Source organism: Candidatus Binataceae bacterium, from assembly GCA_035650475.1.
In the GTDB taxonomy this organism is placed as follows: Bacteria; Desulfobacterota; Binatia; order Binatales; family Binataceae; genus JAKAVN01.
On record DASRHP010000012.1, the window covers coordinates 411,267 to 423,984 of the forward strand.

Here is a 12,718-nt window from a genome sequence, read left to right on the forward strand (position 1 = left end):
GCCAAGCCCGCCGCGGCGTCTGCAAGGTTTCGCCGATTCTCCCGAAGGAGGTCGTTTGTACGATCATGGCTATCAAGCAGGTCGAGCCGCCGCAGGCTCATGACATACTGAGGGCCAACCCCGACGCCATCTACCTCGACGTCCGCACCGAAGCGGAATTCGCCCAGGGCCATCCCGCGGGCGCGCTTAACGTGCCCGTCGTCTTCATCAAGGGACCGGGTCAGATGGAGTTGAACGAGGAATTTCTGCCGGTGGTGACCAAAACGCTGCCGCGCGACAAGAAGCTGGTTGTCGGATGCCTCGCGGGGGGACGCTCGCAACGCGCCTGCGAGCTGCTGGAGGCCGCCGGTTATACCGATTTGACCAACGTGCGCGGCGGCTTCGGCGGCGCGCGCGACGCCGCGGGCCAGGTCGTGGTCACAGGATGGCGCGACGCGGGATTGCCGGTCTCCTCCGAGGTCGGCGACAACTCGTTTCAGGCCCTGCGCCGCAAGGCGGGGCTGTAGCGGACGCGCCGGCAATGGCGATACGGCTGACCCGCATCTACACCCGCAGCGGCGACCAGGGGCTGACCTCGCTGGTCGGTGGCAGCCGCGTGCCCAAGGAGGGCGCGCGCTTGGAGGCCTATGGCACGGTGGACGAACTCAACGCGGTCGTCGGCATCGTGCGGACCTACCTGCCCGCCTATAAACGCCGCTTCGGCAAGGACTACAACTGGTACGCCGAATGCCTCCGGCGCATCCAGAACGAGCTCTTCGACGTGGGCTCCGAGTTGGCCACGCCGCCGCCCGCGGAGTACGCCGGGATGCATCACATGGGAGCGGCCGAGGTCGCCAAGCTCGAAGAAGAGATGGACCGGATGCAGAAGGAGCTCAAGCCGCTGAACTCCTTCACGCTGCCCGGCGGCGGCGTGCTCAACGCCTTTCTCCATCAGGCGCGCACGGTTTGTCGGCGGGCCGAGCGCGTGTGCTGGTCGCTGCGGCGCGTCGAGCCGATCAACGACCAGCTCCTAATCTATATCAATCGCCTGAGCGACCATCTGTTCGTGCAGTCGCGATGGGTCGCCAGACGTCTCAAGGAGCCGGAGTTTCTGTGGGACCGCGCGCTCAGGATGGAGCCGCGCACGGCCGACGCCGCGAACGCCGCTCCTTCTGGCAATGGCAGGCGCGCATCGGCGGGGCAGGGCGGCGCGCGGCGCGCCGGCGGTGCGGCCAAGGATGCGTCCGGGCGCGGCAAGCGTTAGATTGATCTTGCGGCCTGAGTGCCGTGGAGAAGCAGACATGGCGGAATCCCAGCGGGTCGTCCTCCATCAGGCCCAGGTTGGTCCGATGGCCAACTACGTCTATCTGATCGGCGACCCCGTGACACGCAAGGCGGCGGTGGTCGATCCCGCATGGGACGTCGACGCGATTCTGAAGTGGGCTGAGCGCAAGGACTTCACGGTCGAGCACATCCTCATCACGCACTACCATCCCGACCATCTGGGCGGCTCGATGATGGGGATGACGATCGAGGGGGCGGCGCGAATGCTCGAGCGAATCAAGGCCAAGGTTTACGTCAACAAGGCCGAGGCCGAGGGCACGCGCAAGGTCGCGGGGCTGGGCGACTCCGACCTAGTCAAGGCGGACGCCGGCGACACCCTCAAGGTCGGCGAGCTGACGGTGACCTTTCTGCACACGCCTGGGCATACGCCGGGCTCGCAGTGCTTCCTGGTCGAGGGCAGCCTGGTTTCGGGCGACACGCTGTTCGTCAATTCGTGCGGGCGGGTCGACCTGCCGGGTTCCGACCCGGAAGCGATGTACTACAGCCTCAATCGCACGCTGCGCAACCTGCCTGACAGCACGGTAGTCTATCCGGGGCACGCGTACTCTTCCGAGCCGAGCACGACCATCGGCGCGCAGAAGCGCACCAACATGTACATGCGCTTTCCGACGCTCGACGACTTCCTCGACGCGATGGGCTACAGCCGGCGCTGAGCTTTTTTCCTCGAGCTGAATGCGCAATGGCCACCGACCTCCATCAGGTGCGCGCAGAAGTCGAAAAGCTGCGCGAGCAGATCAATCGCCACAACTACCTCTACTATGTCCTCGACGCGCCTGAGATAACCGACGCCGAGTACGACGCCCTGATGCGCCGGCTCGAGGAGCTCGAGCGCGAGCATCCCGAACTCGTCACTCCCGACTCGCCCACCCAGCGCGTCGGCGCCGCGCCCAGCGAGAAATTCGCGGTGGTCCGCCATCGCCGGATGATGATGTCGCTGAGCAACGCGATGAATGCCGAGGAGATGCTCGAGTTCGACCGCCGCATCAAGCGCTTCCTCCACAGCGAGGCCGACGTCGAGTACGTGGCCGAGGTCAAGCTCGACGGGCTCGCGGTCGAGCTGGTGTACGAGGAGGGGCGGTTCAGCGTCGGCTCGACGCGCGGCGACGGCATCAACGGCGAGGACGTGACGGCCAACCTGCGTACGATCAAGAGCGTGCCGCTGCGCCTGCTCCGTCCCGCCCACGGGCGCGTCCCGCGCCTGCTTGAGGTGCGCGGCGAGGTGATCCTGCCGCGGCGCGCCTTCGAGCGGCTCAACAACGAGCGCATGGCCCGCGGCGAGCCGATCTTCGCCAATCCGCGCAATGCCGCGGCGGGCTCGCTGCGCCAGCTCGATCCCCGCATCACCGCCTCGCGCCCGCTCGATATCTTCTGCCATACGCCGGGCGTGATCGAGGGAGTCCGCTTCCAGAGCCAGTGGGAGTTTCTCCAGGGAATCAAGGCGTTCGGGCTCAAGGTCAATCCGCTGTCGAAAGTCTGCCGTGGCGTGCAGCAGGTACTCGAATATCACGCCGAGATGGCCGAGCGGCGCCACACTCTCGACTACGAAGCCGACGGCGTGGTCGCCAAGGTCAACTCGTTCGCGCTCCAGGAGCAGCTCGGTGAGGTCTCGCGGTCGCCGCGATGGGCGGTCGCGTACAAGTTCAAGGCCCAGCAGGCCGAAACCCGGGTCAACAGGATCGCGGTGTACGTCGGGCGCACCGGGTCGCTCACCCCGGTCGCCCAGCTCGAGCCGGTGCAGCTCGCCGGAGTGACGATCTCCAACGCCTCGCTCCACAACCTCGACGAGATCCGGCGCAAAGACGTGCGCGAGGGCGACACCGTGCTGATCGAGCGCGCGGGCGATGTGATCCCCTACGTCGTGCGTGTGACCGCGAAGGGCAGGCCGCGAAAGAAAGAGTTTCACATGCCGGCGCGTTGCCCCGAGTGCGGCGGCGCGATCGTGCATGAACAGGGCGAGGTCGCCTACTTCTGCGTCAACGCCAACTGCCCGGCGCGGATGCGCGAGTCGATCCGCCATTTCGCCTCGAAGAACGCGATGGATATCGATGGGCTGGGCGACAAGTTGGTGGCTCAGCTCGTCGAAAAGGGCCTGGTCAAGGAACTCGACGACCTTTACCGCCTCACGAAGGAGCAGCTCGCTGGGCTCGAGCGGATGGCCGACAAGAGCGCGCAGAACGTGCTCGATGCGATCAATCGCTCGCGCCGCCGCACGCTCGACCGCTTCATCAACGCGCTCGGCATCCGCCACGTCGGCGAGAGCACGGCGCGCGCGCTTGCGCTTCGCTTTCGGTCGATGAGCGAACTGATGAAGGCCGACGAGAACGAGCTGCGCGCCGTGCGCGACATCGGCCCTGAGGTCGCCCGCAGCATCCGCGAGTACTTCGACGAGCCGCGCAACCGCAAGGTCGTCCAACGGCTGCTCAAGGAGCTCGAGCTGGCCCCGCTCGAAGTGCCGCGCGGCGACGGCCGCGGCGCCCTGCGCGACAAGACCTTCGTGCTGACCGGCACGCTGGAGAAGCTGACGCGCGAAGAAGCGGAGCAGAAGATCCGCGCCGCCGGCGGGCGGGTCAGCTCCTCGGTCAGCCGCAAGACCGACTTCGTGGTGGTCGGTGCCGATGCAGGTTCCAAGCTGCGCAAGGCCCGCGAGCTCGGGGTCAAGACGCTCGACGAGCGCGAATTTTTCGCCCTCGTCGGCGGCGAGGACGGGCGCTGATGGCGCAGCCGGACCTTGCGCGGCTCAGGATGCTCGTTCACGGGCGCGTCCAGGGCGTGTTTTTCCGGCATTCGACGGCCGAGCAGGCGCACGCGCTGGGGCTTGCGGGGTGGGTGCGCAACCTCCCCGACGGTGATGTCGAAATTGTGGCGGAGGGGCCGCGGCGCGAGCTGAAAATCCTTGCCGCCTGGGCCCATCAGGGGCCGCGGCTGGCGCGTGTCGAGAGCGTCGAGGAGCAGTGGTCGCAGCCGCATGGAGAAAGTGCCGGCTTCACCATCCGCTAAGCCGTTGGCGTTAAGTTCGGGACCCTTTCACAGTTTTCTGTTATTAGCTATAGTTCTGGACAGCATAAGGATGGTGGCCCCGGACGCAGCCAGCGATGGTGCGCGCCGCGGGCCCTTTAGCGCGCAAGGAGCGTTAAGCGAAAATGGCCCTACCACCCGAGGCAGCCGGACAAGCTGCGGAGTCGCATAGCCTCGCCGGCGGCGGCGCGGCGCACAAGCGGCGCGAGAAAGTCGACCACGTCGTTATCCGCTTTGCGGGCGACTCCGGCGACGGGATGCAGCTTGCGGGCATGCAGTTCACGACCGAGTCGGCCCTGGCCGGCAACGATATCGCGACCCTGCCAGACTTCCCGGCCGAGATCCGCGCCCCTGCGGGCACCCTGGCCGGCGTCAGCGGCTTCCAGGTCAACTTCTCGAGCAGCGAGGTCTTCACTGCCGGCGACGAGCCCACCGTGCTGGTCGCGATGAATCCGGCCGCGCTCAAGGCCAACCTCGATGACGTCCCGCCTAACGGCGTGATCATCGTCGATAAAGAGGCCTTCTCCGAGGCCAACCTCAAGCGTGCCGGCTTCACCTCCAATCCGCTCAGCGACCACTCGCTCGACAAGTACCAGGTCTTCCAGGTCGACGTGACCAAGCTGACGACCGCGGCGCTGCACGACTCGGGGCTGAACAACCGGGCCGTGATGCGCTGCCGCAACCTGTTCGTGCTTGGGATGGTGTCGTGGCTGTACCAGCGGCCGATCGATAGCACGGTGCGATGGCTGGAGGGACGCTTCCGCAAATCGCCCGAGCTACTCGACGCCAACGTCAAGGCACTCAGGGCCGGCTACAACTACGGCGAATCGACCGAGATGTTCGCCAGCTCCTATGTGGTCGAGCCGGCGCGCATCGCTCCCGGCTTCTACCGCAACATCACCGGCAACGCCGCGACGGCGCTCGGCTTCGTGGTGGCGGCCCACCGCGCCGGGCGTCCGCTGTTCCTCGGCTCCTATCCGATCACGCCCGCCAGCGACGTGTTGCACGATCTGGCCAGCTACAAAAATTTTTCAGTTTACACTTTCCAGGCCGAGGACGAAATCGCCGGCGTGGCCTCGGCGATCGGCGCGGCCTTCGGCGGCGCGATCGGCATCACCACCACCTCCGGCCCGGGGATGAACCTCAAGGCCGAGGCGATCGGGCTCGCGGTCAAGGTCGAGCTGCCGCTGGTGATCACCGACATCCAGCGCGCCGGGCCGTCCACCGGGATGCCGACCAAGCCCGAGCAGGCCGACCTGCTGATGGCGATGTACGGGCGGCATGGCGAATCGCCGATCCCGATCATTGCCGCGGCCACACCGAGCGACTGCTTCGACACCGCCTACGAGGCGGTGCGAATCGCGGTCAAGTACATGACCCCGGTCATCCTGCTCACCGACGGCCAGCTTGCCAATGGCGCCGAGCCGTGGCTGGTGCCCGACGTCAACAAGCTGCCCGAGATAAAGGTCGAGTTTCGCACCGAGCCCAATGGTTTCATGCCATATATCCGCGATCCTGAGACGCTGGCGCGGCCGTGGGCGATTCCGGGAACGCCCGGCCTGGAGCATCGTATCGGCGGGCTTTCGAGCGAGGATCTGACCGGCAACGTCAGCTACTCGCCGGCCAACAACGAGCTGATGGTGCGCACACGCGCGCGCAAGATTGCGGGGATCGCGCGCGAGATTCCGCCCGTCGAGATCTTCGGCGACGCGAAGGGCGGCGAGCTGGTGGTGCTCGGATGGGGCTCGACCTACGGGCCGATCCGGGAGGCGGTCAAGCAGATGCGCGCCAAAGGGCGCAGCGTCTCGCACATCCATCTGCGCTATCTCAATCCGCTGCCCAGCGATCTCGAAGACAAGCTGCGGATGTTCCGCAAGGTGATGGTCGCCGAGATGAACATGGGGCAGTTGCTCAAGATCGTGCGCGCCGACTACCTGATCGACGCCATCGGCTGCAACAAGGTGCAGGGGCGGCCGTTCAAGGTCAATGAGCTGACCAACCGCATCGTCCGCGCGCTGGAAGACTGAGGAGAAATCATGGCTACTGCTTTGACCCGCAAGGATTTCATCTCCGACCAGGAGGTGCGCTGGTGCCCAGGATGCGGCGACTATGCGATCCTGGCCCAGGTGCAGAAGGTAATGCCCGAGCTCGGCGTGCCGCGCGAGAACACGGTGTTCATCTCGGGCATCGGCTGCTCCAGCCGCTTCCCCTATTACATGAACACCTACGGCTTCCATACGATCCACGGGCGCGCGCCCGCAATCGCGACCGGGCTCAAGGTCACCCGGCCCGAGCTTGACGTATGGGTAGTCACCGGCGACGGCGACGGGCTGTCGATCGGCGGCAACCATCTCATCCACGTGCTGCGGCGCAACGTCGATTTGAAGATCCTGCTCTTCAACAACCGCATCTACGGCCTGACCAAGGGGCAGTACTCGCCGACCTCCGAAGTCGGCAAGGTGACCAAGTCCACGCCCGCCGGCTCGGTGGACTTTCCGTTCAACCCGATCACGGTCGCGCTCGGCGCGCACGCCACTTTCGTTGCGCGCTCGATCGACGTCGAGCAGAAACATCTGGGCGAGATGCTCAAGCGCGCGCACGAGCACCGCGGCGCGTCGTTCCTCGAAATCCTCCAGAACTGCAACATCTTCAACGACGACGCCTTCAAGGAAGTCAGCGACAAGACGATCAAGGCCGAGCATCAGCTGGTCCTCGAGCACGGCAAGCCGCTTATCTTCGGCAAGAACCGCGACAAGGGGATCCGGATGAACGGGATGCGGCCCGAGGTGGTCATGCTCGGCAACGGGATCACCGAGAAGGACCTCGTCGTGCACGACGAGAGCAACCTCGCGCTGGCCTTCATGCTGGGCAATTTCGAGCCTCCGATGCCCACGCCGATCGGCGTGTTCTACAGCGTCGCGCGCCCGACCTACGACGCCGCGATGAACAAGCAGCTCGAAGAGCAGCGCGCCAAGCTCGGCGCGGGCGATCCGCAGAAGCTGCTGCGCGCGGGCGATACCTGGACGGTCAACTGAGCGGGCGCAAATCGCCAAATCGAAGGCCCGGGCGCCTCACGGCTCCGGGCCTTTTTGTTTTCGCTGGATTCGCCCGAGGCGGTCCCAGCCGAGAGTCGGGCGAGGCGCCACGCGGCTGTGCACACGCGCTACGCGGCGCAGCCGTACACGCGCATCACGTTGTCGCCCAGCACCTTGGCGCGCGCCCGCTCTCCGAGCCTGCCCGCCATCTTCTCCAGCTCCTCGATGTAATCGCCGGTATGGTCGGGATGCGGGAAGTCGGAGGCCCAGAAGAACTTATCCTCGCCGCACAACTCGACCATCGCGGGCAGCGAATGCTCATCGGGGTCGGCCGAGATCCAGCACTGGCGCTGGAAGTAGAAGCTCGGCTTCTCGCGCAGCGGCACGTCGCGGCCGACCAGTGTGGCGTAAACCGCGTCGAGCCGGTCGAGCCAGTAACTTACCCATCCGCCGCCGACTTCGAGGATCACCAGCTTGAGGCGCGGGAACTTGTCGAAGGTGCCGAACTGGAAGAAGCTCGTCAGCGCGTGGCGGATCGCGTCGGAGGCGGTGACGTTGAGGAACATCAGCCCGTCGCGGACGTACTTGAAGTCGTAGCGGCCGGGCAGCGCCCATACCGGCTCGAGCGTGGGATGGAGCCCGAACGGGACGCCGAGCTCCTGCGCTTTGGCGAAGACGACGTCGTGATCGGGATGAGCGTGCGGCTTGCGCGTCATCGTAAACTGCGCGACCCACGCCCCCTTGCATCCCGCGCGCACTGCGCGCTCGAGTTCCTGGGCCGCGGCCTCGGGGTCGCCGAGCGACAGGTGTGCGATCGGGATCAGGCGGCCACCGCTGTCGGCGCAGAAATCGACGATCCATCGGTTGTAGGCGCGCGTATAGGCCTGCGCCAGTTCGATGTCGTCGCATTCGGTCTCCCAGCAAAGCGCGAGGGTGGGATAGATGAACGCAGCCCTCAGCCCTTCGAGGTCGAGCCGGGTGATCCGGTCGCGCGGGTCGAGTGCGCCGAGCGGCGCGTCCTGTCCATAGCCGAGCGCCTCGATCTCGCCGTGCTTGTCGCGCGGCGTGCCCATCGAACACATCCGCGCCAGGATCGGCCCGCGCGTCACCTTCGACGGCCGCCCGCCGATTTCGAGGTACTGGGTGCCGCGCTCGTCGCGCCCGATACGCAGCGCGCGCGGCTTGTACTTTTCTTCGAGGTAGGTTTCCCAGAGGTCGGGCGCCTCGAGGATGTGTCCGTCGGCGTCGACCGCGCCCGGGTAGCGAAGCTTGCGAATCCGATCGTATTTGGATGGCATCGTGCGTATACCTCCGCTCACCCCTGCAATAGCAATCCCACCGCCGCTTGCACAAACGGCGCGCGCGCCGATTGGCGCGCGCGGGCTGCGTCGCCAAGATGAGTCGAGGGAGCTCGCCCGGATCGCGAGCGGCCAGCCTTTGTTTCCCCCCGTACGAAAGGGGGACGTCGCCTCTACAGCTCCAGCGCGCTGGCAATGCCGACCACGGTCTTGGTGCCGTCGGACTTTTCGCACCACGCCTCGACCTCGGCGCGCGTGCGCTTGCCTTCCGGACGGCCTTCGAGAATCCGGCCGCGGGCAGCGGTCGTCTCGTTGGCCCACAGTACGTTGACGAGCCGCAGATCGCAGCGTCCGCCGCACAAGAAGCCCATCCCGAAGCGCTGGGTCATCATCGCCCCGACCAGGCACACGGACAGCATCCCCTGCACGACGATCTCCGGAAAGCCGAGCTTGCGCGCCGCCTCGCGGTCGGTGTGGTAGTTGAGCGCCGGCCCCGAGAACGCCATGCACATCGCCTCGCTCACGTGGATCATCGGCGACTCGATCGGCTCGCCGCCACGCTCACCGACTCTGAAGCTGCGCGCGGGATCGCGCTCGCGCGACTTGTCAACCGCCAGCGCGCTGTGGGCCGCGCGCTCGGGCAGCAGGAAGCTCTGATGGGTGCGGCTGCGGGTGACGAGCCGGCCCGCGGCGTTAAAGATCATCGTTTCGTTGACCACGTACTCGCGGTCGCGCTTTACGTAGCGATCGACGATTACCGAGCGCGTATGCAGCCGCTCGCCGACCATCACCGGCGCCAGTAGGTCGCACTCCTGGCGCGCGTGCAGGTTGCCGTAGATGTTGGGCAGGTACCAGTCGTGAGTGCGGAAAACAGCCGAATGCAGGATCAGCGCCGGCGCGACCGGTCCGCCGAGCGGCGAGCGCCCGCGGTACCACGGATTGTCGTCGCCGGTGCCCGCGATATAGCGCTCGACCAGGTCGGGCGTGATCTCATATTCGGCGCCGCCGAAGTCGCGGCCAACGTAAATCTCATCGCTTTCGAATACGCTCGGCGTCTCCATCACGATGCACTCCGGATCTGACTGCGGCTCAAGCCTGTTTGATCTTCCTCTTAAGCCGCTCATCGAACTTGGCCCGTTCGACCACCGCGCGGCTGTGGGTGCCGGTGCCGATTTCGTCCATCTCGTCCACCGCGCGGACGTTGAACTCGACGCGCCGCCCGTCGCATCTGGTGACCTCGGCGTACGCGGTGACCTTGTGCCCGTCGGGAGTGGCGGCAAGGTGCTGGACGTTGACCACGATGCCGACCGACATTTCACCCGGCTCCATGTACGGGCGCATCGCGTCCATCGCGGCCAGCTCCATCATCAGGCTCATCATGCAGGTCGCGAGCACTGGCGGCAGCGACGGTTCCATCGTGCCCGCCAGGTCCTTGCGGCTTACGGTCATCGTGTAACTGCCCTTGGTTCCCACCGGAATCGCTCGCATTGCGGACTCCCGTATGTTAGGCGGCGCGCGTGCGCCGAAGCTTCATCGCGTCGAGCTTTTTTATCACCCATTCCACGCGATCGTTGCCCCAGAACAGCTCGCTTGCGACGACGAAGGTCGGCACGCCGAAGACGCCGTCGCGCTCGGCTTCGTCCGCCGCGGCCTTGAGCTCGGCGGGACCCTCGCCAGCGACGTAACCGCGAAGCCCCGCGGGGTCGAGCCCCGCCTCGGCGGCGACCGCGCACAGCGCGTCGAGGTTTTCGATGTCGAGCTCGCGCTTGAAGAAGCGCTCGAACACGCGCTCGGCATATGGGCGGAAGCGCCCGTGACGGTCGGCGTAGAGGCCGCTTTGGAGCGCGAGCCGGGAGTCGAAGATCTTCTGCGGGCCGCGGATGATCATTCCGCGCTCGTTGGCGAAGCGGCGGACGTCGGCGTAGAGATAACGCACCTTGTTCCAGTCGCGCTGCTTGCGCCGGTCAAGTTCGCCGCCGTAGGCGTCCTGCACCGCGAGCTCGTGCGGGATGAAACGCAGGCGCACGCGATGGGTCTGTTCGAGCCCGTACGTGGGCTCCATCGCGAGGTACGTGAACGGGCTTTTGAAATCGTAATAGAGCTTGATTGTTTCGAGCACTTCGGCCATGGGAGTCACCGCCCTAAGTGGATAGCCTAAAAGCGCGCAGCGCAAAAGCGCACGGCGGCTCACCACCAAAAGGCGACTACCAAGCCGGCAGGCATTGGGTCGCGGCGCGCACGCCGCGCGCCTGCGGCCGTCACGGGAAACACACCCTTGGCGGCGGGTACAGCCGGCTGCGGCATCGGGAAGATTCGAAAGCGCCACGGATGCTCCTCGTGCCGGCGATGGAGATGGAGAAACAGCTCGGTTGTGCCGACGCCGAGCAGCGCCGCGCCGACGACGTCGGAGAACCAGTGTGCGTCGTGGCCCATCCGGCCGAAGCCGTCTAGCAGCGCGAGTGAGTAGGCGGGTAGGGCAACGTACCAGCGATTGTCGTAGTACTCGCTGACTCCGCACGCCAGCGCAAACAGCGGGGCAACGTCGCCCGAGACGAACGTCTGTCCTCCATGGAAGAAGGCGTCGTGGTCGTGATGGTCCTGCGAGGGGCGCAGACGGCCGAAGGCGGCCTTGATTCCGATGTCGAGCAGGACAGCGATGCCCGCGCCTTCGCCCGCGGTCAGCGCGTACTGGCGCGCCCGCGCTTCGCCGGCGTAAAGCCCGTAGCCGTAGAGCAGGGCGGTTGCCGCGCCGACCGAGCCGTAGCTGATATTTTCCAGCGTGCTGGCGGTGCTCGACGACATGTTGTGCAGATGGCGGCGCATCGTCTGGTCCAGCGCAAACGAGCCCCCGAAGGCTGCGCCAGCGCCGCCGAGCACCAGGTAGAAGCGCGGATTGGCAAGCAGCGCAGCGGCGGCGTCGAGATCGAGCGGCGCGGTCACAATGTCTTCGCCATCGGCCTCAAGGTTGTTGGCGACGTATTTGAAGTCCGAGACGAGCGAGTCGCCGACGCCTTGCCAGCCTGAGTTGGCGGCCCAGGGGGGCTGGGACGATCCGACGATCATGGTCAGCACAAGCGCCGCGAGGGCGGCGCGCACGGAGGCCGGCGATACCCGCGACTTCATCGGGGACCCTCCTCGCGCGCAAGAGAAGTGGCAGCGCGGAGCGCGCTTTAGCAGCGACGACTCGATAAGAGCGCAAAATGGCGGGATTTGCGAGCACTCCTCGGCAGCTTGCGGCGCCTGAACGCGCGGTTCTATTGTCAGGCAGCTTTCGTGTTTCCAGGAGAAAAGCCTCGATGGCGAAACTCAAAACCAGCGTGAACAAGTCGCGATGTATCGCGAGCGGCGACTGCGTCGAGACCGCGCCCGGCGTCTTCCGCCTCGATGAAGAGGGCAAATCCGAGGTTTACAACCAGACCGGCGCGTCCGACGGTGTGATCGTGGCGGCGGCCCGTGGGTGCCCGGCCAAGGCGATAACCGTGGTCGACGAAGAAACGGGGACGCAGCTATTCCCGCCGCCAAAAAAGTAGGTGCGCGCCGCCGCCGCGCTCCCGGCGAGCTTTACGTCGCGCAGACCGAGGACCTCGAATCAGTGGCCGCCTTGGTCTCCGCCGTCGGCGAGCGTGGCGAGATTATCGCCAACGGCTGCGATGGGCCCGGGATGTGTTGGTTAGGCGCGTGGCTGGACGCGCGGATGGTGGGCGTGGCCGGAATAGAAACGATGGTCGATGCGGCGGTGCTTCATTCGCTCGCGGTGGTCGAGACGATGCGCGGGCGGGCAATAGGCGCGGCGCTGGTCGGCGCCGCGCGCAAGGCCGCTCATACGCGGGGCGCGCGCCGCCTCTACGCCGTCGCTGGCCACAACGCCGTCAGTTACCTGCTGCGGTTCGGCTTCGAGCGAACGGCGTCGAGTGACATGCTCGACGAGCTCGCCGGCACCGCCGTCGCCGCCTATTTCGACGCTTGTCCCCAGGCGCTCGCCCGTCTCGCGGTGTTGCGCCTCGATATCTCGCGCGACGGCGTGATCGAGCGCTGAATGCGCCCGCC

General features: G+C 66.3%; 14 protein-coding genes. 9 read left to right on the forward strand and 5 right to left on the reverse strand.

Translation table 11 applies throughout. The features are described 5' to 3' along the window. Window positions 1–65: 65 nt before the first annotated feature. From VFB33_13455 to VFB33_13485, 7 genes are all read left to right on the forward strand, one after another. Window positions 66–506, forward strand: coding sequence for a rhodanese-like domain-containing protein (locus VFB33_13455; GenBank protein ID HZO82695.1), 441 nt, complete (start codon window positions 66–68; stop codon window positions 504–506). A 14-nt stretch (window positions 507–520) separates the two neighbouring features. Then, entirely contained in the window at window positions 521–1,243 is a 723-nt protein-coding gene (locus VFB33_13460) for a cob(I)yrinic acid a,c-diamide adenosyltransferase (GenBank protein ID HZO82696.1), read from the forward strand. Between the two features lie 37 nt (window positions 1,244–1,280). Continuing rightward, a complete protein-coding gene (locus VFB33_13465; protein ID HZO82697.1) occupies window positions 1,281–1,976 on the forward strand; it encodes an MBL fold metallo-hydrolase in 696 nt (231 codons plus the stop codon). Between the two features lie 26 nt (window positions 1,977–2,002). Continuing rightward, a complete protein-coding gene (gene ligA, locus VFB33_13470; GenBank protein ID HZO82698.1) occupies window positions 2,003–4,036 on the forward strand; it encodes an NAD-dependent DNA ligase LigA in 2,034 nt (677 codons plus the stop codon). Further along, window positions 4,036–4,320, forward strand: coding sequence for an acylphosphatase (locus tag VFB33_13475; protein HZO82699.1), 285 nt, complete (start codon window positions 4,036–4,038; stop codon window positions 4,318–4,320). Before ligA ends, VFB33_13475 begins: the two co-directional genes overlap by 1 nt. A 143-nt stretch (window positions 4,321–4,463) precedes the next feature. Next, on the forward strand, window positions 4,464–6,365 hold the full coding sequence (locus tag VFB33_13480) for a 2-oxoacid:acceptor oxidoreductase subunit alpha (GenBank protein HZO82700.1): 1,902 nt from the start codon (window positions 4,464–4,466) through the stop codon (window positions 6,363–6,365). Between the two features lie 9 nt (window positions 6,366–6,374). After that, on the forward strand, window positions 6,375–7,373 hold the full coding sequence (locus VFB33_13485; GenBank protein HZO82701.1) for a 2-oxoacid:ferredoxin oxidoreductase subunit beta: 999 nt from the start codon (window positions 6,375–6,377) through the stop codon (window positions 7,371–7,373). 128 nt (window positions 7,374–7,501) lie between these two features. Here VFB33_13485 and VFB33_13490 read toward each other — a convergent pair whose 3' ends face one another. From VFB33_13490 to VFB33_13510, 5 genes are all read right to left on the reverse strand, one after another. Next, a complete protein-coding gene (locus tag VFB33_13490; protein HZO82702.1) occupies window positions 7,502–8,671 on the reverse strand; it encodes an amidohydrolase family protein in 1,170 nt (389 codons plus the stop codon). A gap of 173 nt (window positions 8,672–8,844) precedes the next feature. After that, complete coding sequence (locus tag VFB33_13495) at window positions 8,845–9,732, reverse strand: MaoC family dehydratase (protein HZO82703.1); 888 nt, start codon at window positions 9,730–9,732, stop codon at window positions 8,845–8,847. Window positions 9,733–9,760: 28 nt separating this feature from the next. Next, window positions 9,761–10,159, reverse strand: a complete 399-nt coding sequence (locus VFB33_13500) for a thioesterase family protein (protein HZO82704.1) — start codon at window positions 10,157–10,159, stop codon at window positions 9,761–9,763. 16 nt (window positions 10,160–10,175) lie between these two features. Beyond that, a complete protein-coding gene (locus tag VFB33_13505; GenBank protein HZO82705.1) occupies window positions 10,176–10,799 on the reverse strand; it encodes a DsbA family protein in 624 nt (207 codons plus the stop codon). Window positions 10,800–10,858: 59 nt separating this feature from the next. Then, window positions 10,859–11,794, reverse strand: coding sequence for a phosphatase PAP2 family protein (locus VFB33_13510; protein ID HZO82706.1), 936 nt, complete (start codon window positions 11,792–11,794; stop codon window positions 10,859–10,861). Window positions 11,795–11,967: 173 nt separating this feature from the next. Between VFB33_13510 and VFB33_13515 the strand changes: the two genes are divergently transcribed. Next, on the forward strand, window positions 11,968–12,201 hold the full coding sequence (locus VFB33_13515) for a ferredoxin (protein ID HZO82707.1): 234 nt from the start codon (window positions 11,968–11,970) through the stop codon (window positions 12,199–12,201). A gap of 62 nt (window positions 12,202–12,263) precedes the next feature. Further along, a complete protein-coding gene (locus VFB33_13520; GenBank protein ID HZO82708.1) occupies window positions 12,264–12,707 on the forward strand; it encodes a GNAT family N-acetyltransferase in 444 nt (147 codons plus the stop codon). Window positions 12,708–12,718 lie beyond the last annotated feature (11 nt).

What these genes read in the sequence shown, in the direction of transcription:
- VFB33_13455 (HZO82695.1), top strand. Translation starts at nt 66, where the DNA reads ATGGCTATCAAGCAGGTCGAGCCGCCGCAGGCTCATGACATACTGAGG.
- VFB33_13460 (HZO82696.1), top strand. Translation starts at nt 521, where the DNA reads ATGGCGATACGGCTGACCCGCATCTACACCCGCAGCGGCGACCAGGGG.
- VFB33_13465 (HZO82697.1), top strand. Translation starts at nt 1,281, where the DNA reads ATGGCGGAATCCCAGCGGGTCGTCCTCCATCAGGCCCAGGTTGGTCCG.
- ligA (HZO82698.1), top strand. Translation starts at nt 2,003, where the DNA reads ATGGCCACCGACCTCCATCAGGTGCGCGCAGAAGTCGAAAAGCTGCGC.
- VFB33_13475 (HZO82699.1), top strand. Translation starts at nt 4,036, where the DNA reads ATGGCGCAGCCGGACCTTGCGCGGCTCAGGATGCTCGTTCACGGGCGC.
- VFB33_13480 (HZO82700.1), top strand. Translation starts at nt 4,464, where the DNA reads ATGGCCCTACCACCCGAGGCAGCCGGACAAGCTGCGGAGTCGCATAGC.
- VFB33_13485 (HZO82701.1), top strand. Translation starts at nt 6,375, where the DNA reads ATGGCTACTGCTTTGACCCGCAAGGATTTCATCTCCGACCAGGAGGTG.
- VFB33_13490 (HZO82702.1), bottom strand. Translation starts at nt 8,671, where the DNA reads ATGCCATCCAAATACGATCGGATTCGCAAGCTTCGCTACCCGGGCGCG.
- VFB33_13495 (HZO82703.1), bottom strand. Translation starts at nt 9,732, where the DNA reads ATGGAGACGCCGAGCGTATTCGAAAGCGATGAGATTTACGTTGGCCGC.
- VFB33_13500 (HZO82704.1), bottom strand. Translation starts at nt 10,159, where the DNA reads ATGCGAGCGATTCCGGTGGGAACCAAGGGCAGTTACACGATGACCGTA.
- VFB33_13505 (HZO82705.1), bottom strand. Translation starts at nt 10,799, where the DNA reads ATGGCCGAAGTGCTCGAAACAATCAAGCTCTATTACGATTTCAAAAGC.
- VFB33_13510 (HZO82706.1), bottom strand. Translation starts at nt 11,794, where the DNA reads ATGAAGTCGCGGGTATCGCCGGCCTCCGTGCGCGCCGCCCTCGCGGCG.
- VFB33_13515 (HZO82707.1), top strand. Translation starts at nt 11,968, where the DNA reads ATGGCGAAACTCAAAACCAGCGTGAACAAGTCGCGATGTATCGCGAGC.